Origin of the sequence: Mesorhizobium sp. NZP2298 (genome assembly GCF_013170825.1) — a bacterium.
Taxonomy (GTDB): domain Bacteria; phylum Pseudomonadota; class Alphaproteobacteria; order Rhizobiales; family Rhizobiaceae; genus Mesorhizobium.
In genome coordinates this window covers 3,372,128-3,396,230 of the sequence record NZ_CP033365.1, presented here as the reverse complement: position 1 = coordinate 3,396,230, position 24,103 = coordinate 3,372,128, and the positions used below count along the sequence as shown (strand labels likewise).

The following is a 24,103-nucleotide window of genomic DNA, read 5'->3' as shown; positions in this document are numbered from 1 at the left end:
ACCCATTGTGTTGGCCACATCTTTTCTCGCGGCAAGGTCGCGGAACCGTTATGCATGCCTCGCCCCACCCCTGCGCCAAGGCTATCGTCCAGCAGTTACGCATTGCATCCGGAGCCTTTTTCATGAAGCGATTTTTCCTCGGCGTTGCCACCGTCGCCGGCCTGTTCCTCGCATCCTCCCAAGCCTGGTCGGCCGACAAGCTGCTCAACGCCTCCTATGACGTTGGCCGCGAACTGTTCGTTCAGGTCAACAAGGCCTTCATATCAGGGCATCCGGGCGTGACCGTCGACCAGTCGCATGCCGGCACCTCGGCGCAGGCGCGCGCGATCGCCGAAGGCCTTGGCGCCGATGTCGTCACCTTCAACCAGGTCACCGACATCGATTTCCTGGCCAAGAAAGGGTTCGTATCCGCCGACTGGCAGAAGGACTTTCCCGACAACGCCTCGCCGTTCTATTCGCTGCCCTCGTTCCTTGTCCGAGCGGGCAACCCCAAGCATATCAAGGACTGGAACGATCTGGTGCGCGACGACGTCCAGGTGATCTTCCCCAACCCGAAGACCTCGGGCAATGCGCGCTACACCTATCTGGCGGCCACGGCCTACGCCAAGGAAGCCTTCAAGGGCGACGATGCCAAGGTGAAGGAGTTCATCACCAAGCTGTTCAACAATGTTCCGATCTTCGACACGGGCGGCCGCGCCGCGACCACCACTTTCGTGCAGCGCGAAATCGGCGACGTGCTGATCACCTTCGAATCCGAGACGCGCGGCATCCGCAAGGAGTATGGCGACGACAAGTTCGAGCAGGTCACGCCTTCGGTCAGCCTGCTCGCCGAATTCCCGGTGGCGATCGTCGACAAGGTCGCCGACGAGCACGGCACGCGCGACCTGGCCAAGACCTATCTCGACTTCCTCTACACACCCGAAGGCCAGGACATCCTCGCACAGAACGGCAACCGCGTGCGTGACGCAGCCGTCGCAGCCAAATACAAGGCTGACTTCCCTGAGGTACGCCTGCTGACCGTGGAAGACGTCTTCGGCGGCTGGGACAAGATCCAGAAAGAGCATTTCGCCGCCGGCGGCCTGCTCGATCAGGCCTATGGCAGCCGCTGAAGGCTCACGGCACATATTGAGCAGATAAGCAAAGCCGGCAATGAGCCGGCTTTCTTCGTTTTTGCCTTCAGCCATGGCGAATACAGCGCCATCCCTGCGAAACGTTACAAAGAATCAACGCGTTTGTGCCTAACGTGCCATTTGGCGTCTCGCTTTCGCAAAATACCATTGCGCGGCAAAACCGTCATTATTTGCACACAAACAGCCGCCAGATGCGGGGTGGTTGGGGTTTCAACGGGTTGACTCGGGCATGCTGACAAAAAAAGGCAAATACGGCCTCAAGGCCCTCGTGCATCTTTCCAGTCTCCCGATTGGGCAATTGGCCTTCGTCAACGACATCGCCGTCGCCAACAACATCCCGAAGAAATTCCTGGATGCCATCCTGGGCGAATTGCGCAATGCGGGCTTCGTCCAGAGCCGCAAGGGCAAGGAAGGCGGCTATCGCCTCGCCCGCCCGGCCTCGGAGATCAAGATCGGCCACGTCGTGCGCGTGCTCGACGGGCCGCTGGCGCCCATTCCCTGCGCCAGCCGCACACAGTACCAGCGCTGCGAGGATTGCGACGAAGCGACCTGCCAGGTCCGGCACATGATGCTGGAAGTGCGGCAGGCGATCGCCGAGGTGCTCGACAACAGAAGCCTCGCCGCCATGCGCGATGCCGATAACGACGATTTCCCGGTCGAACTGTCCTCGCAGATCTAGATCGACGGCTGGCGAACACCGTTCATCCCGTGAGATTGCGCGATGGGCGCAGGCGCATTAAAGCGGTCTTGCAACAGGAACAGATGGACGCCCCCTGAATGAGGCTGTCGACGTTCGCGAAATCCCGAAAGGCTGCCCGCGGACCGACGCCCACGGCCAGGTTCCAGACTGAAATCATCGCCGATGTCCTTGTGCCGGAAAGGGCTGAGGACGTGCGCTTCTTCAGCCGCAGGATCGTCCGCCCCGGCAAGGTGCGCCGGTTCTCGAACCAGGACCTGCGCGAAACCCTCCTGGCCGCCTTCTATATCATGGTCGCGGCTTCAGTGCCGGTGCGCTGGTGGGCATCGGTTTGCGATCGGATGTCCAGGCTTCGCCTGAAACGCCATATGCGCAAGCAATTTCCAGGCTATGCCGCCGCGACGCGCGCGGTGCTGGGCGGCGGCGTCGACGCACGCAAGCTGTTCGAGGCATTGCTCGCGGCGCGCCACCGCCGCCGGCTGCAGTTTGCAGCGCACCTCGCCGGTTTCCGGTGGTCCCCGATTGTCCGGCTGGAGGGACAGGAAGGACTGCAGGCGGGACTGCGGCGCGGCCACGGCGCCATCATCTGGTGCGATCAGTTCACCTCCCAGACCATCTTCGGCAAGCGCGCCTTGCACGAGGCGGGCATCGAGGCGCATCAGGTGAGCGTCAATTCACACGGTGTCTCGGAATCGATGTTCGGTCTGCGTTTCCTGAACCCGCCGATGGTCAAGGTCGAGAACCGCTACCTCAAGAGCCGTATCGTCTTTGAGCGCGACGATGCCTATCAGGTCACCATCCGCATCCAGAAGATCCTGAAGCGCAATGGCGTGGTGCTGATGACCAACACCATCCATGCAGGCTCGACCTTCACCGAGGTCGCGATCGGCGAAGGCGGCTGGACACACCTTGCCTCCGCACCGGCGAATTTCGCCGCAAGGGGCAAGGCGGCGCTGTTTGCAATGTCGACCTTCGAGACCATTCCCTTCCGTGAATACCGGGCCGTCATCAGCCCGGAGCTGCTGCCGCCTGAAGCGGAAATGGGACGGGACGGAACCAAGGACATGGTGCGACAGGCACGCTATATCCTGCTCAAGCGCGACCGGCTGCTCGAAGCGCTGAAACAGTTTCCCGAACAGATGCTGATCTGGTCCAGCAGCCGAAGGCTGACGGAAGCCCCGGACGATGCCATGACAACCGACGATACCGGCTCATGATTTGGCCAGCAGCCGGATCGCGTCGGCAATCACATCAGCGACGGGTTTCGTCGCGTCGATCGTCAGTGCCCGCTCATCCCTCCTCGGCGGCTCCAGTATGGCGAACTGGCTGTCGACCAGGCTGGCCGGCATGAAATGCCCCTTCCGGCTGGCGACCCGCTCGCTCGCCGTCGCCGGGTCGATCTCCAGGTAGAGGAAGGTGATATCAAGGCAAAAGCCGCGCAGACGTTCGCGATAGCCGCGCTTCAGCGCCGAGCAGGCCGCGACCACGCCTTGCCCTTTGCCGACCGATGCCGCGATGTGTTCGCCGATCGCATCGAGCCAGCCTTCGCGCAGCTGATCGGTGAGCGGCTCGCCGCTTGCCATGCGGGCGACATTCTCGGGCGGGTGCAGCCTGTCGCCCTCGATGAAGATGGCGCCCAGCGCGGCCGCCAGCGCGGTGCCGACGGCCGACTTGCCGCAGCCGGCGACGCCCATCACCACGATGGCCGGAGGCACTGAGCCGGGGGGGCGCGTCGGCGCCTGCGCTGCTTCTTCGTCCACGGCTAGAGCATGATGCCGAAAAGTGTGAAGCGGCTTTCGGACGACATCATGCTCTATCTCCTTGATTTAGAGGCGGATTCAGATTTCAGGTCGATTCGACCTGAAATCATCCGGCTCTAGCGGCTTGCCGGCGCGCGGCCGTAGAGCAACAGCATGGCGACGATAACGACGCCATAGATGATCTGTCGCCCCGCCTCCGGCATCTGCATGACCGACAGGATGGATTGCAGGAGCGTGATCAGGATGACGCCGGCAACGGTGCCGAGATAGGACCCGCGCCCGCCGAGGATCGAGGTGCCGCCAAGCACGACCGCGGCGATCGACGGCAAGAGATAGGCATCGCCCATCGACTGCGCCGCCTTGGAGGCATAGCCGGCCAGAAGCACGCCGCCGAAGGCGGAGAGCCCGCCGGAGACGGCGAAGGCGATCATCACCACGCGCCTTGTGTCGATGCCCGAGAGATAGGCGGCGCGCTCGCGGTTGCCGATGCCGTAGACGGTGCGGCCGAAACCGGTGCGGGTCAGCACGAACACCATCGCGGCCCCGATCAACGCCCAGATGATGACCGCGTTGGGGACGCCCGGAATGGCGAAGCCGGTGGCGAGGTAACGCATGGCGCCGGTGGCCGAATCCTGCGGCGAGAAGCCCCCGGTGTAGACCACCATCAGCCCTTGCGCGACGGCGTTGGTGGCAAGTGTGATGATCATCGAGGGGATGCGCAGATAGGCAACGCCGATGCCGTTGACGACGCCGATCAGCACGCCGCAGAAGATGCCGAACGGGATGGCCAGCGCGACGCCGACCGGACCGTAGGCCGCCGCCGCGCATGCCATCATAGCGCCCGCCGCCACCGCCCAGGGCACCGACAGGTCGATCTGGCCCAGCAGGATGACCAGCATCATGCCGGTGGCGATGACACCGAGGAATGAGGCCACCTTGAGCTGCTGCAGCAGATATTCAGGCGACAGGAAGCTGCGCGAATAGAGGCTGCCCAGCAACAGCAGCACCACGATGCAGGCAAAAGCCGTCAGCACCGCCGGATCGGCGCGGCGGATGAATTTCGGCATGCGGCCGGCAATGCCGCCAAGCGTCGTTTCGCTCACAGGAACCACTCCAGCCGGTTGCGGACCCGAAACAGGGCGAAGGCGCCGAGGCTGACGGCGACCAGCAGGATAACGCCCTGGAACAAAGGCTGCCAGAGCGGATCGAAATCGAACACGAACAACAGATCGCCAATGGTGCGGAAAGCGAGCGCGCCGAAGATGGCGCCAATGGCGCTGCCCTTGCCGCCGAACAGCGAGACGCCGCCGAGCACCACGGCGGCGATCGAGAACAGCGTGTAGGAGTTGCCGCTGGCATAGGCCGCTTCGCCCGTATAGGTGAAGAAGGTCAGGAACAGACCGCCGATCGATGCCAGCAGGCCGGCCAGCGTGTAGGCGGCGAACTTGCCGCGCCGGATCGGCACGCCCGACATGTAGGCCGCCGTCTCCGACGATCCCGCCGCGTAAGCCGCCCGGCCAAGCACCGAGCGGCTGAACGGCACCCAGACCACCAGCACGATGGCGAGCAGCACGACGAGGCTCGCCGGCACCACGCCGAACACGCGGCCGGTCAGCGCATCGGCAAGATCCTCATTGACCGAGCCGCCCGGGAATGGCCGCAGCAAAAGGCCGATACCGTAATAGACGGCGCCGGTGGCGATGGTGGCGACGATCGGCTGCAGTCGTCCATAGATGACGATGGCGCCGTTGATGGCGCCGCACAGAAGGCCGACCGCCAGCACGGCGATGACGCCGAGCGCCGTCTGCGCCGGCGTGCCCACCACCAGCCAGGAAGCCAGGCAGTTGGTGAGCAGGAAGATCATGCCGACGGACAGGTCGATGCCGGCGGTGATCACCACCAGCGTCTGCGCCATGGCGACGAAGGCGAGCAGCACGCCCTTGTTGGCCGCCGTCTGCACCACATTGGCGGTAAATCCGGCCGGATGGTTCGAGGTGTAGATGACGAACATGACGATGAAGATGCCTAGCGCCAGCAGCGTTCCGCGCTGCTCGGCCAGCCAGTAGCGCCAATCTTTCACACGCTTGCTCCCAGGCCCACCGGGCTCTCCTCGCCATGGATGTTGAGCGCGCTCGATATCAGCGCCCGCTCGGTGATCTCGGCGCCGACCAGTTCGCGCTTGACCGCGCCATCGTAAAGCACCAGCACACGGTCACAGCAGCCGATCAGCTCGTCATAATCGGTCGAATAGAACAGGATCGCCGCACCCGCATCCGCCAGCTTGCGCATCAGCTGGTAGATCTCCTGCTTGGTGCCGACATCGATGCCGCGCGTCGGATCGTTGAGCAGGATGATGCGCGGCTGGCGCATCAGCCATTTGGCGATGACCACCTTCTGCTGGTTGCCACCCGACAGCGCGCCGACCGGAATGTCGAGACCCGCCGTCTTGATGGCGAGCAGGCCAACCATATCGTCGATCAGCCGCTGCTCGGCGGCGCGATCGATGATGCCGCTCCTGGACAGCCGGTCGAGCGCGGCAAAGGACAGGTTCTCGCGCACCGTCATCGGCAGCATCAAGCCTTCCGTCTTGCGGTCCTCCGGAATGAGCGCCATGCCGATGCCGTCCTGGCGGGCCACGGCGGGACTGCTGATGGCCACCGGCTTGCCGTCGATCAGCACCTCGCCGGCAAGGCCGCGCAGCACCCCGAAGAAGGCAAGCAGCAATTCGCGCTGGCCCTGGCCGTCAAGACCGCCGAGGCCGACGACCTCGCCCGCCCTGACGGTCAGCGAGATGTCGTGCAGCCGGTCGGCCCAGGAGAGCTTGCGCGCTTCGAGCCTGGGGGCGGCGCTGGCCGGTGCAGCCGCCGGTTTGGGCGGAAAGATGTGGCTGTATTCGCGGCCGATCATCAGTTCGACCACCTCATTGTCGCTCTTCGAGCCGGCCTTGTAGCTGGCGACGTTGCGGCCGTTGCGGAACACCGTGCACTGATCGGCAAGTTCGGCGATCTCGTTCATGCGGTGCGAGATGTAGAGCAGCGCCAACCCTTCCGAGCGCAGCCGCTTCAAGACGCCGAATATCTTCGAGACATCCGCCGCCGTCAGCGCCGAGGTTGCCTCGTCGAGGATCAGGATTCGCGGTTTTCTGGCCAACGCCTTGGCGATCTCGACCATCTGCCGGCGCGACAGCGGCAGGTCCTTGACCAGCGCCAGCGGATGGATGTCGGCCGCGCCGGCGCGGGCAAGGGCTTCCTCCGCGATGCGGCGCTGCGCCTTGCGGTCGATCATGCCGAAGCGTTTGGGCGGGTCGGAAATGACGATGTTGTCGGCAACGCTGAGCTCGGGGATCAGCGACAGTTCCTGGAAGATGCAGACGATGCCGGCCTTGTTCGCCGCACCGGGCGACGCGAAAGTCACTTCGCGGCCGTCCAGCATCATGCGGCCCTCGTCGGGCGCCACGACACCGGCCATGACCTTGATCAGCGTCGATTTGCCGGCGCCGTTTTCACCGAGAATGGCGTGGATGCTGCCGGCTTCGACCGCAAGCTCGGCCTTTTCCAGCGCCCGCACGCCGCCGTAGCGCTTGGATATGCCTTCCATGCGAAAGAGAGGAGCCGCACCGTCCATCAACCCTCCAGGGCCATTGTGGGATTGCAGGCTGGCGCCACGGAGCAAGCCGCGGCGCCAGGCATTGGCCAGCGATTACTGGTTTTCCTTGGTCTGCCCCATGATTTCCTGGGCACTGAAATTGATGCCGCAGGTCGGGAAGGAATTGCCGACGAAAAAATTGTCGGATTCCTTCGGGAAGTAATCGGTGCCTTCCTTCATGTCCGGATCCGTGGCGACAGCCAGCGGCAGCTTCACTTCCTGCGGCACCACCTCGCCTTCGAGTGCCGCGATCGCGGTCTTGATGGCGACGGCAACCTGGGCCGGACCGGAGCCAGCGGAGGTGCATTTCAGGCCATCGGCGGAATGGGCCGCGCAGAACTTGCGGAAGCCGTTTTCGGTTTCGCCGCCGAACGGCACGAACGGATGCTTGGCATCGATCATCGCCTGGACGATGCCGGTATCGCCACCCTGGCCGGTGATGCCGTCGAACGGACCGTTGGTGGCGATGGCGTCGGCGGTCACCTTCTGCGCCACGCCGTCATCCCATTTGCCGGCGACTTCGGTGACGTCCCATTTCTTGCCGGAGGCGTCGAGCACTTCATGGATGCCATTGTGGCGATCGGTATCGACGGAGGTGCCGGCCACACCACGCACCTCGAGGATCTTGCCGCCATTAGGCACCTTCTCGACCAGCCACTTGGCCCACAATTCGCCAAGCCCCTTCTGGTCGACATTGACGTTGATGGCATCCTTGGTGTCGAGGATGTTGTCGAAGGCGACCAGAACGATGCCGGCTTCCTTGGCGCGCTTGATGACCGGACCGAAAGCGGTCGGATTCTGCGCGTCCGTGACGATGGCGTCATAGCCGGAATCGATGAAATTGTTGATCGCCGAGATCTGCGCCGGGACGTCCTCGCCGGTCGAGACGACCTTGAATTCCTTGATCTTGGCCTTGACCTCGGGCTGGGCCGCATAGGCCTTGGCCGTCTGCACCATCTGGATGCGCCAGGTATTGGCGATATAGCCATTGGCGAAGGCGATGCGGAACGGGCCTTCCTTCTTTGGATATTTGAAGAATTTCGTGTCCGCGCTCCACGGCACGAAGCAGTCGGCCTGGGCGGCGGGACCGGATACGATTTCCGGGCCGGCGGCCATGGCGGCCGAGTTGAGCATGACGAAAGCGCTGGCGGCAACAACGCCACCGACAAGTGACTTGATCATCGATAATCCTCCCGATTGCAGTTCTGAGTGTCGGTTCAGTTTATGGAATTTTCGCGTTTCCGGCTGGCCCCTCCGCCTTGCCCAGTCACGCCTGCCAGGTGCCGAAGACCTCCGCGATCCCTCCCCTTGCCGTCCCCATCGATCAGGGGAAAATCTATCATATTATACATAATAAACAAGCATGAACTGTTGCTTATGTATAATAAACAGGCGCAATACCTTTGCTGGCGGTGCCCGTTCAGTGAAAATGGTAGCGCTACCATGACGTTGTGTAAAGCGCCATTTGCGGTCGTTCCCGAAAGTGTGTTCAGCGGGCCGTGCTCTCGCGGCGCTTGAGCTCGAAGCCGAGGTCAACGATGCGTTGCTCCGGTCGGTCGCCGGCGATCGCCGCCAGCGCCATGGCCACCGCGCGCCGCCCGATTTCGTAGCGATGGGTGCGGATGCTGGTGATCGAGGGAAAGGCCACCTGCATCATATCGAGATCGTTGAAGCCGACGATGCCGATCGTCTTCGGCACATCGATCGCGGCGCGATGGCATTCGAACAGCACACCGAGCGCGATATCGTCATTGTTGCAGAACACGCCGTCGAGCGTCGGCATCTTGGCAAGGGCATCGCGAAACATTTCGCGGCCGAGCGACACGCTGGACAGCACCGGCGTGGTGGTGATCAGGCGCGGGTCGAACAGGCCGGCTTTCTCCATCGCGGCGCGATAACCAGCCAGGCGCCGCTGCGAGCGCGGATCCATGCGCGCACCGATGAAGCCGATGCGGCGATATCCCACCTCGATCAGGTGCTCGGTCGCCGTCCTGCCGCCGTCGAGATGCGAGAAGCCGACCATCATGTCGACGGGATCCGGCCCGGTCTCCATCACTTGCACCACCGGGCAACCGGCATTTTCCAGCAGTTTTCGCGAGGTTGGCGTCTGGTCGATGCCGGCCACGATCAGCGCCGCCGGCCGCTGCGAGCCGAACACCTGCAAGAGCCGCTCTTCCTCCAGTCCCGAATAATGCGTGTTCCCCAGCTGGATGCGGAACGGGCTGTCCGACAGGCTGTCATAGATGCCGCGCACCACCTCGGCGAAGACGTTGTTGGTGAGCGAGGGCACCAGCACGCCGAACACTTCGGCGCGCGCCGAGGCCAGAGCCCGCGCATTGGGGTCCGGCACATAGCCAAGCTCGTCGACGGCGGCCTGGATCTGACGGCGCAAATCCAGGCTCACACGCTCCGGCTCACGCAGCGCGCGCGACACTGTGATGGCGCCGACGCCGGCCTTGCGCGCGACATCCGATATGGTCGGGCGGCCGCCGCCCCGGCGCGAGCGCGGCTTGATCAAGGCCACGGCTCGTGCGCATGGCAGCCGAAGCGCGCCCGCAATATGATCATCCCAGCTGTCGCCATCTCACCGGCCTGTTGCCGCACCCTTCGGCCTCTGGGGTCGCGCAGTGCCTGCCCGTTGTCAAGCCGAGGTGCTCAGAACCGCGCCCCGCCCCTCGCGTCAGGCTGCCATGACGGCTCTGTGCCTTGCCTTCCACATGAACAGCCCGATCGCCACTATGTTCAGCAGATTCCACGCGATGCCGTTGAGGAAGGCGGCGGCGTAGGAACCGGTCAGGTCGTAGATCCAACCCGACATCCAGCCGCCGATCGCCATGCCGAAGATCGTCGCCATCATGACGATGCCGATACGCTGGCCGGCCTCCTTGGCGGGCAGGTACTCGCGCACGATGATCGCGTAGCAAGGCACGATGCCGCCTTGCGACAGGCCGAACACCAGCGACACGACGTAGAGCGAGGCCAGTCCGTCGAACGGAATGTAAAACAGCAGCGACAGGCACTGGAGCACCGAACCGATGAGCAAGGTTTTCGCACCGCCGATGCGATCGGCGATAAAGCCGGAGGCAAGCCGGCTGACGACGCCCGCCGCCATCATGATCGACAACATGTCGGCGCCATGCGCCATGCCGTAGCCAAGATCCATGCAATAGGCGACGATGTGCACCTGTGGCATCGACATCGCCACGCAACAGCCGAGGCCGGCAACGACCAGCAGCATTTGCAGCGCCGCCGGCGACATGGGAATCGGCTGCACCGGCCGGCTCCCGGGCGAGCCAGCAGCGGCCGCGTCAGGAGCACCTCGTCGCAGCAACAGCACCAGGGGCACCATGGTGACCAGGCAGAAGACACCAATCGCCGCGTAGGTGAAGCGCCAGCCTTCCGCCTTGATCAGCGTCGGCATGATGGTGGGCCAGAGCGCGCCGGCGAGATAGTTGCCGGCCGCGGCCGCTGTCACGGCGACGCCGCGCCGCCGGTTGAACCAGTGCGAGATGTCGGCGATCAGCGGCCCGAAGATCACCGAAGTGCCGACACCGATCAGCACCCCTTGGGCAAGGGTGAATTGCAGGATCGAGGTCGAAAGCGCGGCGAGCAGCAGGCCGGCGGAGAGCGCCACGGAAGAGAACAGTGCCGGGATCCAATAGCCCATGCGATCGATGGCGCGGCCGACCAGCACATTGCCGGCGGCAAAGCCAACCATGGTCGCGGTGTAGGGCATCGATGCCGCGGCACGGTCGACGCCGAACTCGGCCTGCACGGCAGGCAGCACCACGACCACCGCCCACATGCCGACCGCACCGATCGTCGCCAGCAGCATTGAGATGGCCAGCCGCATCCACGCGTAGGAACTGTCGATGCCGGGACTGGGCCGGCTCAAGTCGGTTCGGGTCAAAGGCGTTTCCTGTCGGCGGTCTCGAAATCGGCTGCCGTTTCGGCCACTATCGGCACATTCTCAGCCCACAGCAGCGCCACGGCCAGCAAATCCGTGGCTCCAGAGCGTGCACGAAGGCGGGAACCGACGCCAATGTCTGGAGTTTTCCGATCAGCGAACCCGCATAGGAGTCCCAGCCATGACCACAGCCAAGAAGAAATGGTCGGCCGAGGTGACCGAGCACAGCGACGCGATGGATCTTGAGGATCACGTCTTCGAATCCGACGACGCCAAAAAGATCGCCGCCTCGCTCAAGCGGTCGGCCGAGCACAGCCACCGCCGCAAGGCCGAACCCTTCCAGTCAGCGATGTCGATGCTGAATTTCTACATCAACCGCGCCGGCAAGAACCTGCCCGCCGCGCGCAGACAGGTGCTCGAGCACGCCAAGGACGAACTGCGCGTGGCCTTCGGCCGCGAGAAGGAAGAGTAGCTCCGGCCTGGGGTTTGTTGAGATTCAGGACGAGCCGAGAATGGTGGTTCTCGAGAACCGGTGCGGAGCGTAAACTGCCGTTCGCGGGCCGGCATCACCTGGACATCAATTCACCCTAGCGCGACTTGATCACGTGGTCGGTGTTGGCCAGCAGCTTGCGAACCGCGGCTCGCGCCGCGTCCGGGCGTTGCAGCCGGATGTTCTTCTCGATCGCCTCATGCAGCTTTTGCGCATGGTTGAGATCATCGACTTCCCGGGTGGTGAAGGTGAACAGGTGATCGAACGCGGATTCGATCAGCACGCCAAGCGGCACCAGAAGATCGTTGCCGGAGGCGCGCAGGATGGCGAGATGAAAGCGCGTGTCGGCGCGGGTGCGCTCCTGCAGGCTGGCGGCCTCGCCCATCTCGCGGCAGGCCTGGCTGATCTCGGCCATCTGCTCGTCGGTCCGCCGCATCGCCGCGAAAGCGGTCGCTTCCGGCTCGATGATGTGGCGGAACTCCTGCACCGTCTTCAGGAACACCTCGCGGTCCGGCGACGTCGCGTACCAGGCGAGCACATCGCGGTCGAGCAGGTTCCAGCGTTCTTTCGGCTCCACCCAACTGCCGATCTTGGGCCGTGATGCAAGCAGGCTCTTGGCCATCAGCATCTTGATTGCCTCACGCACCGCCGAGCGGCTGACGCTGAAGGTCTCCGACCATTTGGCTTCGTTGGGCAGGATGGTGCCGGGCGGATAGTCGCCGCGCACGATCCGCAGACCGATCTCGCTCGCCAGCGACGTGTGCACGCTGGCGCCGGGAATACGCGCCGCGTCGGGCCGGCGAACACCGGTCGAGCGCTCGGCGGCATCCGCCTTAACAGGCGATTTTTCCTTGTTCGGCTTCGCGTCCCGCATACGCTTCAGAAAGGCTGGTTTGCGGAAGCTGTCAAGCACCACGGAACGGTTGGGCCGCAAAGCGCCCCGCTATGCACAGCCCAGCCTCTCTTGTTCGCTCGGTCAGGCCGTTTTGACGTATTTGCGCCAGCTGTGTTCCGGGCGGAAGCCCAGCATGTCGCGCGCCTTGCGGTTCGACAGCAGCGTCTCATATTCACCAAGTTCGGCCTTGACCGGCACGCCCGGATAGAAGCGCTTCAGGAGTTCCGCCGTCGGCAGGTCGGACGAGGTATCGTCATTGGCCGCGTTGAACACCTGGTAGCCGAGACCGTCCTTCTCGATGGCGCGTAGCGTGATCTGGCCGAGATCGCGCGCGTCGACATAGCTCCAGGCAATGCGCTTGCGAAAACCGGGATCGGCGAACCACTTCGGAAACAGCGAATATTCGTGCGGCTCGATGACATTGCCGATGCGCAAGGCATAGATGTCGGTGCCGTTGCGTTGCGCGAAAGCCCGCGCGGTTTTCTCGTTGACGATCTTGGACAGCGCGTAGCTATCCATCGGATCGACATCATACTCCTCGTCGAGCGGGAAATATTTGGGATCGCGCGGCTCGTTGGCGAACACCAGTCCATAGGTTGTCTCGGAGGAAGCGATGATGATCTTGCGGATGCCGAGCTTCACCGCCGCCTCGATGACGTTATAGGTGCCCATCGCATTGATCCGGAACACCTCGTTGTCGGGCGTGATCATGATGCGCGGGATGGCGGCGAAATGCACCACCGCATCCACCGGCTGCGGGCGCAGCGACGGGTCGAATTCGTGCAGGCCCATATAGCTCGACAGCGCGTTGAACACCTGCCCGCTGTCGGTAATGTCGGTGATCAGCGTGCGCACCTTGGGATTGTCGAGCGGCTTGGTGTCGATGTTGAGCACCTGGCAGCCCTGCTCGACAAGATATTGCACGACATGGCGCCCAGCCTTGCCGCTGCCGCCGGTGAACATGATCCGCTTCGTCATTCTGGTCTCCATGACAGGCTCTGGAATTCCCGTCTATTGTCAGACAATATTGCATTCCGCAACCACATAGGTCTAAAACGGCGGCGCAATTATCGATAATCCGGGATAGGACAGACGACATGAACACCTCCGCCGCGCGCGAGACGATCGGCTTCATCGGCCTTGGCCTGATGGGGCACGGCATTGCCAAGAACATCGTCGACAAGGGCTATCCCCTGACATTCCTTGGCCGCAAGAACCGCAAGCCGGCGGAGGACCTTCTTGGCCGAGGCGCCAGGGAAGCATCGACCTCGCGCGATGTCGCGGCGGCGTCTGATATTGTTTTCATCTGCGTCACCGGGTCGCGCGAAGTGGAAGCCATCATCCGCGGCCCCGGTGGCCTCAAGGAAGGCTTGAAGAAAGGTTCGGTCGTCGTCGACTGTTCAACCTCGGACCCGGTCTCGACCGTCGCGCTCGCGGCCGAACTCAACGCGCTTGGCATCGACTATGTCGATGCGCCGCTGAGCCGCACCCCGAAGGAGGCCTGGGAAGGCACGCTCGATGCCATGGTCGGCGCGCCGGATGCCGTCTTTGCCCGGGTGAAACCGGTGATCGAAACCTGGGCCGGCCGTATCGTCCACATCGGCGACACCGGCGATGGCCACCGCATGAAACTGCTCAACAACTTCATCTCGCTGGGCTATGCCGCCATCTATTCCGAAGCATTGGCCCTGGCTGAAAAGGTCGGCATCTCGCCGCCGCGTTTCGACAGCGTCATCCGCAACGGCCGAATGGATTGCGGCTTCTACCAGACCTTCATGCGCTGGACGCTGGAAGGCGACCGCGACGCCCACAAATTCACCATCGCCAACGCCTTCAAGGACCTGACGTACCTGGAGTCCATGGCGGGTGCGGCCGGTATCGCCAACCCGCTCGGCAACGCCACCAAGAATTCCTTCGCCGGCGCCCATGCCACCGGTCCGGCAGAACAGTTCGTGCCTATGCTGGCGACGCATATCGCCAAGATCAACGGCGTCGACCTGATGCCAACGAAGGATGGCAAGAAGCAGACGATTTGAGGCTCAAACGGCCGGACGGTTCACCGCCGCCTGCTTCCAATCCCTTCATCGGTGTCTGCGAGCAGTTTGTGCACGGCATTGCGGGCCGCCGCCGGCCGTTGCAGTCGGATGTTCTTCTCGATCGCTTCATGCAGTTTCTGCGCTCGCCGCTGGTCGCCGACCTGCCGCGTGGTGAAGACGAAGAGATGGTCGAGCGCGGACTCGATCAGCACGCCGAGCGGCACCAGAAGGTCATTGCCCGAGGCCCGCAGGATGGCGAGGTGAAAGCGTGTGTCGGCGCGGATGCGTTCAGGCAGGTTGGCCGCCTCGCCCATCTCGCGGCAGGCAAGGCTGATCTCGGCCATCTGCTCGTCGCTGCGCCGCATGGCGGCAAAGGCCGACGCTTCCGGTTCGATGATATGGCGGAACTCCTGCACGGTGCGCAGGAAGGCCTCGCGGTCGGGCGCGGTCGCGTACCAGGCGAGCACGTCGCGGTCGAGCAGGTTCCAGCGCTCCTTCGGCTCGACCCAGCTGCCGATCTTGGGGCGTGATGCCAAAAGGCTCTTGGCCATCAGCATCTTGATCGCCTCGCGCACCGCCGAACGGCTGACATTGAAGGTTTCGGCCCATTTGGCCTCGTTGGGCAGGATGCTGCCGGGCGGATAATCGCCGCGCACGATCCGCAGACCGATCTCGCTGGCGAGCGAGGCATGAACACTGGATCCGGGAAAGTGCGCCGCGTCGGCCCTGCGCATGACCGCCGGATCGCGGCTGGCTTGCGCCTTGGCCCGGCTGGCTTTTCTTTCTGCCTTCTCGTGCGGCATCCACGTTCCAATAGGTCGGCTGCCCGTCGCCCGGATGGATCCGAACCTGCGTGGCGCGCCGATCCCGTTGCCGAAAATCCAAACCATGGACGCGACAAGGCCGGAGCCTGTTGCCCCTCGCCACGGCGTCTCGCTCAGGAATTGACGGGGCGCCCGTTTGCCGAGCGCCCCGGATCGAAGACCTACTTCTGGATACAGGTGTCGACCGTATCCTTGGTGCATTCGTCGAGGCCGGTGAAGACCGGATCGTCGACCTTCTTGCCCGTGATCAGGTCGATCATCACCGACGGCGCCTTGTAGCCCATTTCAAAGGGCCGCTGGCCGACCAGCGCGGTGACAAGGCCATCCCTGGCGATCGCCACCTCGTCGCCGATCGTGTCGGCGGCACCGATGACGAAGTCGTTCTTGGCCAGCCGGTCCTTCAACGGTCCAACCAGGTCGCGATAAGGCTGCGGCGCGCCGAACAGCGGCCAGCCACCCATGATGCCGAAAGCATCGAGCTTGGGGTTGGCGGCAAGGATATCGGTCATTGCCTGGACGCCCTTGGCACCGTCGTCATTGGTGAACACCGGGCAGCCGGCGACTTCGGTCCAGCCGCCTTCGCCTGCGAGTGCCGCAAGCCCCTCCTTGCCCGTCAGGGCGTCGCGCATGCCTTGCGCGCGGCGCAGGATGTTATCGGCTGCCGGGTTGCCCTCGATGGTGCAGATCGTGCCGCCATTCGGCTTGGCCTTCTTGATGTATTCGCCGATCTTCTTGCCCATCAGGTAGTTGTCGGTGCCGAGATAGGTCTTGCGAAGGGCTGCGTCCTCCTTGGCGAGGTCGGCGTCGACGGTCATGATCGGGATCGTCGGATTGGCGGTCTTGAGCGTCTGCGCGATCAGTGGCGCGTTGGACGGCGAGATCGCCACCGCCGCCGTGTCAGGCTTGCTCAGTATATCCTGAAGGATCTGGGCCTCGCCGGCCTCGTCGGAAGTCGACGCCGGACCAGTGTAGAAGCATTCATATTCCGAGCTGGCGTTTTCCTTGTTCCATTTCTCGCAGCCCTGGTGGATGGCCTCGAAGAACGGATTGTCGAGACCTTTCACCACGATGACGAGTTGCTTCTTGGCCAAAGCCGGCCCGGCGCCCAACGCCATGGCGGCGACGGCGGCGAGCAAAACTGTTTTCCTCATATCAGTCCTCCCTTGAAAAACAGACGGACACGGCGTGCCCGCCACACAAATCGGCCCCAACGCGAGATGGCAGGGAATGCCCGTGCCGCCTGGCAAGACCGATAAGCATTTCCAGATGCGACCGGACCGGCAGCGCCGGCACGGTCGATGATCTCGCGCCGACCCCGCCGTCGATCATGGCTCGGGACCGGCAAATCTTCCTCCGACCCTCAGCTAATAACGGCAAGCCGCCAACGTCAATTGCTATTTGTCCTACAAAACGGATTTTTCGGAACCGCTATCCCCTATTCGTCCGACAATTGCCCTATTTCCTATTCATCGGACAATTGACGCCCGCACGGGCATTTGCGTAAATGCCTGACATCGCTGTTTCCGGGAGGAGCTGGGAGAGCGACGCGAAAGCCGCCCCTGTCCCGGGCATGCGGCAAGCACAGGGAGGCAAAGGCTGGTGGCGGTTCTCGAACTCACCAACATCTCGAAGCATTTCGGCGCCATCCAGGCGGTCAACGACGTGTCGCTGTCGATCGAGCCAGGCCAGGTCGTCGGCCTGATGGGCGACAACGGCGCCGGCAAGTCGACGCTGGTCAAGATGATCGCAGGCAATTTCCGGCCGAGCCACGGCGCGATGCGGATGGACGACAAGGAACTGATCCTGCACAAGCCGGTCGAGGCGCGCCAGCACGGCATCGAGATCGTCCACCAGGACCTGGCACTCTGCAACAATCTGACCGCGGCGGCGAACGTCTATCTCGGGCGCGAGTTGCGGCGCGGCGTCGGTCCGTTCCGCATTCTCGACTATGCGGCGATGTACAAGCGCGCCGGCCAGATCTTCGCCGAGCTCAAGTCCGAAACCCGGCCGCGCGACCTGGTCAAGCAGATGTCGGGTGGCCAACGCCAGGCGGTGGCCATCGCCCGCACCATGCTGTCGCAGGCCAAGATCGTGCTGATGGACGAACCGACGGCGGCGATCTCGGTCAGGCAGGTCGCCGAAGTGCTCAACCTGATCCGCAATCTGCGCAACCAGGGTATCGCGGTGGTGCTGATCAGCCACCGCATGCCCGACGTCTTCGATGTCGCCGATCGCGTCATCGTCATGCGGCGCGGCAGGAAGGTCGCCGACAAGACGATCGCGTCGAGTTCGCCCGAGGAAGTCACCGGGCTGATCACCGGCGCCATCGAGCAGGCGGCATGAGGGCGCAAAACCCGTATTTCACCACGCTGGCGCGCATCGCCGCCGGCAGGAAAGGTCGATAATGGCAGTCACCCTTGACCAGACGATCGCGCAGAAGCAGCACAGTTTTCTGTCGCGGATGTTCTCCAGCCAGACGTTCTGGGTGGTGATCGCCGTCATCCTCGCCTGCATTTTCCTGTCGTTTGCCACCGATGCCTTCGCCACCTCGAAGAACCTCTACAACATCACCCGCAACGTCACCTTCGTCGCCATCGTCGCGCTCGGCATGACCTTCGTCATCATCACCGGCGGTATCGACCTGTCGGTCGGGTCGGTGCTGTGCCTGTCGTCGATGGTGCTGGCCGTCACCATGCATGCCGGCTATTCGATCGAAATCGGCATCCTGGCCTCCATCGCCACCGCGCTTGCCATCGGCGCCTTCAACGGTGTCATGATCGCCTATCTCGGTTTCCCGCCTTTCGTGGTGACGCTCGGCATGCTGTCGATTGCCCGCAGCCTGGCCATGGTCGCCTCCAACAACACCGTCGTCTTCCAGTTCGGGCCGGACCACAACAAGCTGCTGGCGTTGGGCGGCGGCGCCTGGCTGTTCGGCATCGCCAATCCGGTGCTCTACATGATCCTGCTGGCGCTGATCACCGGCTTCGTCCTGCGCTGGACCAAGTTCGGCCGCCACATCTTCGCCATCGGTGGCAACGAGCACGCTGCAACGCTGACCGGCGTGCCGGTGCGCCAGATCAAGGTCGCCGTCTACATGATCTCGGCGCTGTCGGCGGGCATTGCCGGCATCATCCAGACCGGATGGCTCGGCGCCGTCACCACCAATCTCGGCACCGGCATGGAGCTGCAGGTCATCGCAGCCACCGTCATCGGCGGCGCCAACCTGGCCGGCGGCGTCGGCACCGCCTTTGGTGCCATCGTCGGCGCCGCGCTCATCGAGGTGATCCGCAACAGCCTTGGCCTGCTTGGCATCAACGCCTTCTGGCAGGGCACCTTCATCGGCGGCGCCATCTTGCTGGCGGTGTTGTTCGACCGCATCCGCAACTTCCGCCGCAGCGATTGAGAGGCCTCTGCCGCCGAAGCGCTATTCGTTCCGGTTCCTATCGCTCAGTCTGAAAATCGGCTGAGGCGGCCCGCCATCGGTACCGGCCGCGAGCCGATGCCTTGACGGAAACCGGAAACCGGCCGCACAATCCCAATGCAGGCGAAGGGAGGCCAGTCGCCTGCGGGAGGATATACCCATGACGGAAGCGATCAGGCTCTACTGGGGCCGGTTCGGACATGTTTCTGTCCTGAATGTCGCAAGCGACTTCGTCACCCATGCCCATGTCGAGGCACACCTGATCATCTGGCTGGAAGGCACGGCCGGCGAAATGACGGTCGGCCGCGAGACGGTTCGGCTGGGACCACACACCGCCGCCGGCATCAATTCTCTGCAACCGCACAGCCACGTCCTGTCGCAGGATGGCAGGCCGGGCCTGTTCCTGGCCTTCTACATCGATCCCGACTGGGCGCGGCGCCGCCGCGACCTGCCCTCCTCCGCGCCATTGTTTGCCCAGGCGGCGATCACGCTGGAGCCCTGGCTGCACCAGGCCGCCGCAAGCCTGCTCGACCATCTGACCGACAATGAAAGCGTCGACGACGTCGCCAATTACGAGATCGAGCGCTTCATCGATAGCGTGCTCGATGCCGCCGACGCCTCGGCGCCACAGGACACGCGCATCCGCATCAGCACGATGCAGGATTTCCGTGTCCGCAAGGCGATCCAGCTGATGAAGGCCAATGTCTGCGAGCGCATCTCGTTCGATGACGTGGCGCGCAGCGTCGGGCTGTCGCGGCCGCATTTCTTTGCCTTGTTCAAGGAACAGACCAACCTGACGCCCAACGTCTACTGGAACACGCTGCGCATGGAAGAAGCGGTGCGCCAGTTGCAGTGGTCGCAGGAGCCGCTGATCTCGGTTGCCTGCAATCTGGGCTTCACCACGCAGGGCAATTTCTCGCGCTTCTTCCGCGACCATGTCGGCGTGCCGCCGACACTCTACCGCGAGGCAGCGCGGGCAACGGCCTGAGCTCAAGCCGCCTGTTTTTTCAGACTCCTTGATACGCGCTCAAGACGCATTGATAAGCGTCACCCGGGCCAGCCCCCTACCCTTGTCACAACGATCATTCGCAAGGGAACATCATATGGCCAAGGTCACCATCTCCAGCGTCATCGACGCGCCGGTCGAGAAAGTCTGGGCGCGCATACGCGACTTCAACGGCCTGCCGGGCTGGCACCCGCGCATGGTCGAAAGCCATATCGAGGATGGCAAGGACGCCACCGCGATCGGCTGCGTGCGCAACTTCCAGCTCGCCAGCGGCGCGCGCATCCGTGAAAAACTGCTCGACTTCTCCGACGACAATTTCCTCGTCAGCTATTCCATCCTCGAAACGCCGCAGCCGCTCACCAACCACAAGGCGACGCTGCAGCTTCGGCGCGTCACCGATGGCGACCGTACCTATGCCGAATGGACCGCCAGCTTCGACGCCGCCCCGGAGGATGCGGACAAGCTGGCCGAGGGCATGGGCGCCAATGTCTTCCAGGGCGGCTTCAACGCCCTGAAGAGCCACTTTGCCGGCCAGAGCTGAATCGGGCTGAGAACAGGAGTGTTCCATGGCGCTTGCCCTCCAGACATTCCCGACCGTGAAGGACGCCAATGCCGCGTTGAAGACGGCCGGCACCCGCTATCTCGGTGGCGGCACACTCGTGGTCCGCGCGGCCAATGAAGGCGATGTCTCGGTCTCCGGTCTTGTCAGGTCAACCGACCCGACCCTGTTGGCCATCACGGTCGCCGACGGCAAGATCCGCATCGGCGCCTCGGTGACCATGGCGGCGATCGCGCGCCATCCGGAACTCGGCACGCTCGCCAAGGCCGCGCGCGCCGTCGGCGGCCCGGCGGTGCGCAACATGGCAACCGTCGGCGGCAATCTGTTCGCGCCCGCGCCCTACGGCGATTTCGCCGTTGCCCTGCTGGCGCTCGACGCCACGGTCGGAACCGATGATGGCGAATTGCCGATCGAGACCTTCCTGGCCGGGCGGGACGACAGCCACGCCATTGTCACGTCGGTCGCCTTCACGCTGCCGAAGGCCGACGGCTTCCGCTTCCTGAAAGTATCGCGGATCAAGCCCAAGGGCGTCTCGGTGCTGAGCATCGCCACCGTTCTGGAGCAGGCCGCGGACGGCACCGTCTCTTCGGCACGGATCGCACTTGGCTGCATGGCTGACCGGCCGATACGGGCCAGGGCGGCGGAAAAGGCGCTCAAGGGAAAGTCGCTCGACCAGGGCGGCATCGCGGCAGCACTGGCCGCCTCCACCGAAGGCACCACGCCTATCACCGATCCGATCGCCAGCGCCTGGTATCGCGCCGAAGTGCTGCCGGTCCATCTCGGCCGGCTGCTGCTGAGTTGAAATAACGAGTTGGGGGGCGCGCGTCTGTCCGATCCTTCGGACGGACGCGCAAGGAGGAAACATGGCGAAGGTCCCGGTTCAATTCACGCTCAACGGCTCCGAAAAAGCCGAATTCATCGACAGTGGCACGACGCTGCTCAACGCCTTGCGCGACAAGATCGGCGACACTTCGCCGAAAGGCGGCTGCCACCAGGGCACTTGCGGCGCCTGCTCCGTCATCATCGACGGCGAGCTCCGGCTGTCTTGCCTGACCTTGGCTGAAACTTGCAGCGGAACAGCCATCACCACGACATCGGGCCTCGCCGAGGGCGGCGTCCTGCATCCGCTGCAGCGCGCTTTCCTCGACACGTTCGCCACGCAGTGCGGCTTCTGCACGCCGGGCATGATCATGGCGGCCAAGGTACTGCTCGACCACACGCCCAACCCCACCCGCGGCGACGTGGTCGAGGCGCTGTCGGGCAACATCTGCCGCTGCACCGGCTACGAGCCGATCATCCAGGCGGTGCTCACCGCCGCGCGGTCCAACTCTCAGAACGCGGCTTGAGGGAACAAGAGAATGGAACTGCGCAAGAACTACTTCGCCGATGTTCGCAAGGACGATCTGCACGAGATCGGCCAGCCGAGGCCCCGTTCGGATTCGCCCGGCCATGTCACCGGCAAGACAGCTTTTTTCGCCGACCGCAACTTTCCCGGCATGCTGCACCTGAAGATGGTGCGCAGTCCGCACCATCACGCCCGCATCCGTTCGATCGACACGTCGGAGGCGGAGAAACATCCGGGCGTGGTCAAAGTGCTGACCGCCAAGGACGTGCCGCACAATGTCTACACCATCCTGATCCTGATCCAGGTCGGTCCTGAGGACGAGACGGTGCTGGCCGACGGCAAGGTGCGCTGGAAGGGCGAGGCCGTGGTGGCGGTGCTGGCCGAGACGGAGCGCGCCGCGCAGGAAGCCGCGGCGAAGGTCAAGGTCGACTATGAAGTGCTGCCGGCCGTCTTCGACATGGAGGAAGCGCTGAAGCCCGGCGCGCCTTTGGTCAACGAATATCACGGCCAGAACTACTATCTCTATGACAGCGGCGAGTGCCGCAAGGTGCGCTTCGGCGATGTCGAGGCCGGCTTCGCCGGCGCTGACCACATCCTGGAACAAAGCTATCAGTCCTCGCCGATCGAGCATGCGCCGACCGAGACCACCGGCTGCGTCGTGGCGCCCGAGGGCAACGACCGCTTCACCTGCTACACCAACACGCAGGCGATGTTCTTCACCCTCGACAACACCTCGATCATCCTGCAGATGCCAGGCTCGAAGCTGCATTTCGTCGGCGGCACGGTCGGCGGCGGCTTTGGCGGCAAGGTCGACGTCATCGTCGAGCCGATCGCCATCCTCGGCGCCAAGCTGACCGGGCGACCGGTCTGTTTCATCTACAGCCGCGAGGAGGAGATGCAGATTTCGTCACCCCGTGCGGCCGAAAAGGTGGTCATCAAGGATGGCGTGATGAAGGACGGCCGCATCGTTGCGCGCAAGGTCACCGGCTACACCGATGCCGGCGCCTATTCGCGTCACTCGCCCTATGGCGCGCAGAAGGGTGCGGGGCACTATCCCGGCCCCTACACAATCCCGAATGTGTGGATCGACACCTACTGCGTCTACACCAACCGCACGCCGTCGTCGGCCATGCGCGGCTTCGGCGTCACCATCGGCGACTTCGCGCTGGAGGTGCAGATGGACAAGCTGGCACGGCTGATCGGCATGGACCCGCTCGAATTCCGCTTCATCAACGCCTATCGCGACGGCGACATGAAGGCGCATCGCCAGCCGACGGAAGGGGCAGCACTCATCGAGTGCATGCAGGAAGCCTCGCGCGCCGCCAACTGGCCGGTGGCGGAGAAATACATGGCGATGTCGTCCTACGTGAAGGGAGCTTGAGATGGCGATCAGGCGCGGACGCGGCGTCGCCGCGATCAACTATCCCACCGGCATGAATCTCGGCGGCGACCCGACCCAGGCGCTGGTCCACTCGACACCGACCGGCAATTTCATGGTGACGCTGTCGTCGGTCGATCTCGGCCAGGGCATGAAGCAGATCATGGCGCAGATCTGCGCCGAAACCATCGGCGTGCCGACCGACCGCGTCGTCGTCGACACCGCCGACACCGATACCGGCCCGCATTGCATGGGTACCTTCGCCTCGCGCGGCACGCATCGCGCCGGCAATGCGGTCATCCAGGCCGCGAAAGAGGCGCGCCAGGTGATGCTGGAAGTGGCGGCGGAAGAACTTGAGGTCAACGCCTCCGATCTGGAGACCGACGGTCAGGGCAACATACTGGTCAAGGGCGCGCCGCAGAAATCGATCTCGATCTTCGATGTCGCGCTGTCGGCGCATTTCAAGCGCGGCCGCTCGATCTCGGGGCGCGGCATGTTCCTGATCCCGCGTTCCTATCCCGAGAAGGAAACCGGCGCGATGAAGCCATCGACCTGCTACGCGCATGCCTGCACCGTGGCCGAGGTCGAAGTCGACGACGAGACCGGCGAGGTCACGGTGCTGACGGTCAAGAACGTCTTCGAGATCGGCCGCGCACTGAACCCGAAGATGGTCGAGCAGCAACTGGTCGGCGGCTCCTGGATGGGCATCAGCCACGCGCTCTACGAGACGACCGAGCCCTACTACCCCAACCGCGATCATGGCGGCACCGACTTCAACCAGTATCTGATGCCGGGGCCAGGCGACCTTGCCAAGACTGAGATCATCGTTCTGGAGCGGCCCTCGGCGGATGGTCCCTACGGTGCCAAGGGGCCGGGCGAAATGTGCGCCAATCCGCAGATACCGGCAGTCGCCAACGCCGTCTTCGACGCCGTCGGCGTGCGCATCGACACGCTGCCGATCACACCCGAACGCATCCTGCGCGCGCTCAAGGCGCAAGCGGCGAACTGAC

The 24,103-nt window shown here is 63.8% G+C and carries 24 protein-coding genes; 13 read left to right on the top strand and 11 right to left on the bottom strand.

Annotation, left to right across the window (positions count from 1 at the left end; translation table 11 throughout):
* Positions 1–122: 122 nt before the first annotated feature.
* The 3 genes from EB231_RS16505 to EB231_RS16495 all read left to right on the top strand — a co-directional run bounded on the left by EB231_RS16505 (position 123) and on the right by EB231_RS16495 (position 3,044).
* Positions 123–1,109, top strand: a complete 987-nt coding sequence (locus tag EB231_RS16505; RefSeq protein ID WP_172349738.1) for a sulfate ABC transporter substrate-binding protein — start codon at positions 123–125, stop codon at positions 1,107–1,109.
* A 250-nt stretch (positions 1,110–1,359) separates the two neighbouring features.
* Positions 1,360–1,809, top strand: coding sequence for an RrF2 family transcriptional regulator (locus tag EB231_RS16500; protein ID WP_027029809.1), 450 nt, complete (start codon positions 1,360–1,362; stop codon positions 1,807–1,809).
* Positions 1,810–1,907: 98 nt separating this feature from the next.
* Positions 1,908–3,044 carry a hypothetical protein gene (locus EB231_RS16495; RefSeq protein WP_172349737.1) on the top strand — a complete coding sequence of 379 codons (1,137 nt, stop codon included), beginning with the start codon at positions 1,908–1,910 and terminating at the stop codon, positions 3,042–3,044.
* Here the strand turns inward: EB231_RS16495 and EB231_RS16490 are convergent.
* The 7 genes from EB231_RS16490 to EB231_RS16460 all read right to left on the bottom strand — a co-directional run bounded on the left by EB231_RS16490 (position 3,039) and on the right by EB231_RS16460 (position 11,142).
* Complete coding sequence (locus EB231_RS16490) at positions 3,039–3,587, bottom strand: gluconokinase (protein WP_172349736.1); 549 nt, start codon at positions 3,585–3,587, stop codon at positions 3,039–3,041. The genes EB231_RS16495 and EB231_RS16490 overlap by 6 nt on opposite strands.
* A 116-nt stretch (positions 3,588–3,703) precedes the next feature.
* Positions 3,704–4,690 (bottom strand): ABC transporter permease, encoded by a 987-nt coding sequence (locus EB231_RS16485; RefSeq protein ID WP_172349735.1) that lies wholly within the window; start codon positions 4,688–4,690, stop codon positions 3,704–3,706.
* Positions 4,687–5,667 (bottom strand): ABC transporter permease, encoded by a 981-nt coding sequence (locus EB231_RS16480; protein ID WP_056571838.1) that lies wholly within the window; start codon positions 5,665–5,667, stop codon positions 4,687–4,689. The genes EB231_RS16485 and EB231_RS16480 overlap by 4 nt, the downstream gene beginning before the upstream one ends.
* The gene (locus EB231_RS16475; protein WP_172349734.1) at positions 5,664–7,211 is read right to left on the bottom strand and encodes a sugar ABC transporter ATP-binding protein; all 1,548 of its coding nucleotides are present in this window, start codon (positions 7,209–7,211) and stop codon (positions 5,664–5,666) included. Before EB231_RS16475 ends, EB231_RS16480 begins: the two co-directional genes overlap by 4 nt.
* Positions 7,212–7,286: 75 nt before the next feature.
* The gene (locus EB231_RS16470; RefSeq protein WP_172349733.1) at positions 7,287–8,414 is read right to left on the bottom strand and encodes a sugar ABC transporter substrate-binding protein; all 1,128 of its coding nucleotides are present in this window, start codon (positions 8,412–8,414) and stop codon (positions 7,287–7,289) included.
* Between the two features lie 307 nt (positions 8,415–8,721).
* Entirely contained in the window at positions 8,722–9,750 is a 1,029-nt protein-coding gene (locus EB231_RS16465; RefSeq protein ID WP_172349732.1) for a LacI family DNA-binding transcriptional regulator, read from the bottom strand.
* Positions 9,751–9,912: 162 nt separating this feature from the next.
* Positions 9,913–11,142, bottom strand: a complete 1,230-nt coding sequence (locus EB231_RS16460; protein ID WP_172349731.1) for an MFS transporter — start codon at positions 11,140–11,142, stop codon at positions 9,913–9,915.
* 178 nt (positions 11,143–11,320) lie between these two features.
* Here EB231_RS16460 and EB231_RS16455 point away from each other — a divergent pair, with 178 nt between their 5' ends.
* Positions 11,321–11,611, top strand: a complete 291-nt coding sequence (locus EB231_RS16455) for a DUF3175 domain-containing protein (RefSeq protein WP_172349730.1) — start codon at positions 11,321–11,323, stop codon at positions 11,609–11,611.
* Between the two features lie 115 nt (positions 11,612–11,726).
* On the opposite strand, the gene EB231_RS16450 is transcribed toward EB231_RS16455, so the two are convergent.
* Positions 11,727–12,503, bottom strand: coding sequence for a FadR/GntR family transcriptional regulator (locus tag EB231_RS16450; protein WP_172349729.1), 777 nt, complete (start codon positions 12,501–12,503; stop codon positions 11,727–11,729).
* 102 nt (positions 12,504–12,605) lie between these two features.
* Positions 12,606–13,502 (bottom strand): NAD-dependent epimerase/dehydratase family protein, encoded by an 897-nt coding sequence (locus EB231_RS16445; RefSeq protein WP_172349728.1) that lies wholly within the window; start codon positions 13,500–13,502, stop codon positions 12,606–12,608.
* Positions 13,503–13,621: 119 nt separating this feature from the next.
* On the opposite strand from EB231_RS16445, the gene EB231_RS16440 reads away from it, so the two are divergent.
* Positions 13,622–14,560 (top strand): NAD(P)-dependent oxidoreductase, encoded by a 939-nt coding sequence (locus EB231_RS16440; protein WP_172349727.1) that lies wholly within the window; start codon positions 13,622–13,624, stop codon positions 14,558–14,560.
* A 20-nt stretch (positions 14,561–14,580) separates the two neighbouring features.
* Here the strand turns inward: EB231_RS16440 and EB231_RS16435 are convergent, their stop codons facing one another.
* Positions 14,581–15,363, bottom strand: coding sequence for a FadR/GntR family transcriptional regulator (locus tag EB231_RS16435; protein WP_140775707.1), 783 nt, complete (start codon positions 15,361–15,363; stop codon positions 14,581–14,583).
* 182 nt (positions 15,364–15,545) lie between these two features.
* Positions 15,546–16,535, bottom strand: a complete 990-nt coding sequence (locus EB231_RS16430) for a sugar-binding protein (protein WP_140775706.1) — start codon at positions 16,533–16,535, stop codon at positions 15,546–15,548.
* A 448-nt stretch (positions 16,536–16,983) separates the two neighbouring features.
* Here EB231_RS16430 and EB231_RS16425 point away from each other — a divergent pair, with 448 nt between their 5' ends.
* From EB231_RS16425 to EB231_RS35525, 8 genes are all read left to right on the top strand, one after another.
* A complete protein-coding gene (locus EB231_RS16425; RefSeq protein WP_056571811.1) occupies positions 16,984–17,727 on the top strand; it encodes an ATP-binding cassette domain-containing protein in 744 nt (247 codons plus the stop codon).
* 61 nt (positions 17,728–17,788) lie between these two features.
* Entirely contained in the window at positions 17,789–18,787 is a 999-nt protein-coding gene (locus EB231_RS16420; RefSeq protein ID WP_172349726.1) for an ABC transporter permease, read from the top strand.
* Positions 18,788–18,965: 178 nt separating this feature from the next.
* Positions 18,966–19,793, top strand: coding sequence for an AraC family transcriptional regulator (locus EB231_RS16415; RefSeq protein ID WP_172349725.1), 828 nt, complete (start codon positions 18,966–18,968; stop codon positions 19,791–19,793).
* Between the two features lie 115 nt (positions 19,794–19,908).
* Positions 19,909–20,352 (top strand): SRPBCC family protein, encoded by a 444-nt coding sequence (locus tag EB231_RS16410; RefSeq protein WP_172349724.1) that lies wholly within the window; start codon positions 19,909–19,911, stop codon positions 20,350–20,352.
* 25 nt (positions 20,353–20,377) lie between these two features.
* Positions 20,378–21,172 (top strand): FAD binding domain-containing protein, encoded by a 795-nt coding sequence (locus EB231_RS16405; protein ID WP_172349723.1) that lies wholly within the window; start codon positions 20,378–20,380, stop codon positions 21,170–21,172.
* 61 nt (positions 21,173–21,233) lie between these two features.
* Positions 21,234–21,716 (top strand): (2Fe-2S)-binding protein, encoded by a 483-nt coding sequence (locus tag EB231_RS16400; RefSeq protein WP_172349722.1) that lies wholly within the window; start codon positions 21,234–21,236, stop codon positions 21,714–21,716.
* A gap of 12 nt (positions 21,717–21,728) precedes the next feature.
* The gene (locus tag EB231_RS35530; protein ID WP_172349721.1) at positions 21,729–23,096 is read left to right on the top strand and encodes a xanthine dehydrogenase family protein molybdopterin-binding subunit; all 1,368 of its coding nucleotides are present in this window, start codon (positions 21,729–21,731) and stop codon (positions 23,094–23,096) included.
* A gap of 1 nt (position 23,097) precedes the next feature.
* Positions 23,098–24,102 carry a xanthine dehydrogenase family protein molybdopterin-binding subunit gene (locus EB231_RS35525; protein WP_172349720.1) on the top strand — a complete coding sequence of 335 codons (1,005 nt, stop codon included), beginning with the start codon at positions 23,098–23,100 and terminating at the stop codon, positions 24,100–24,102.
* Position 24,103 lies beyond the last annotated feature (1 nt).

Coding starts and splice junctions, on each gene's coding strand:
- EB231_RS16505 (WP_172349738.1), top strand. CDS start 123: ATGAAGCGATTTTTCCTCGGCGTTGCCACCGTCGCCGGCCTGTTCCTC.
- EB231_RS16500 (WP_027029809.1), top strand. CDS start 1,360: ATGCTGACAAAAAAAGGCAAATACGGCCTCAAGGCCCTCGTGCATCTT.
- EB231_RS16495 (WP_172349737.1), top strand. CDS start 1,908: ATGAGGCTGTCGACGTTCGCGAAATCCCGAAAGGCTGCCCGCGGACCG.
- EB231_RS16475 (WP_172349734.1), bottom strand. CDS start 7,211: ATGGACGGTGCGGCTCCTCTCTTTCGCATGGAAGGCATATCCAAGCGC.
- EB231_RS16470 (WP_172349733.1), bottom strand. CDS start 8,414: ATGATCAAGTCACTTGTCGGTGGCGTTGTTGCCGCCAGCGCTTTCGTC.
- EB231_RS16455 (WP_172349730.1), top strand. CDS start 11,321: ATGACCACAGCCAAGAAGAAATGGTCGGCCGAGGTGACCGAGCACAGC.
- EB231_RS16450 (WP_172349729.1), bottom strand. CDS start 12,503: ATGCGGGACGCGAAGCCGAACAAGGAAAAATCGCCTGTTAAGGCGGAT.
- EB231_RS16445 (WP_172349728.1), bottom strand. CDS start 13,502: ATGACGAAGCGGATCATGTTCACCGGCGGCAGCGGCAAGGCTGGGCGC.
- EB231_RS16440 (WP_172349727.1), top strand. CDS start 13,622: ATGAACACCTCCGCCGCGCGCGAGACGATCGGCTTCATCGGCCTTGGC.
- EB231_RS16435 (WP_140775707.1), bottom strand. CDS start 15,363: ATGCCGCACGAGAAGGCAGAAAGAAAAGCCAGCCGGGCCAAGGCGCAA.
- EB231_RS16430 (WP_140775706.1), bottom strand. CDS start 16,535: ATGAGGAAAACAGTTTTGCTCGCCGCCGTCGCCGCCATGGCGTTGGGC.
- EB231_RS16420 (WP_172349726.1), top strand. CDS start 17,789: ATGGCAGTCACCCTTGACCAGACGATCGCGCAGAAGCAGCACAGTTTT.
- EB231_RS16415 (WP_172349725.1), top strand. CDS start 18,966: ATGACGGAAGCGATCAGGCTCTACTGGGGCCGGTTCGGACATGTTTCT.
- EB231_RS16410 (WP_172349724.1), top strand. CDS start 19,909: ATGGCCAAGGTCACCATCTCCAGCGTCATCGACGCGCCGGTCGAGAAA.
- EB231_RS16405 (WP_172349723.1), top strand. CDS start 20,378: ATGGCGCTTGCCCTCCAGACATTCCCGACCGTGAAGGACGCCAATGCC.
- EB231_RS16400 (WP_172349722.1), top strand. CDS start 21,234: ATGGCGAAGGTCCCGGTTCAATTCACGCTCAACGGCTCCGAAAAAGCC.
- EB231_RS35530 (WP_172349721.1), top strand. CDS start 21,729: ATGGAACTGCGCAAGAACTACTTCGCCGATGTTCGCAAGGACGATCTG.
- EB231_RS35525 (WP_172349720.1), top strand. CDS start 23,098: ATGGCGATCAGGCGCGGACGCGGCGTCGCCGCGATCAACTATCCCACC.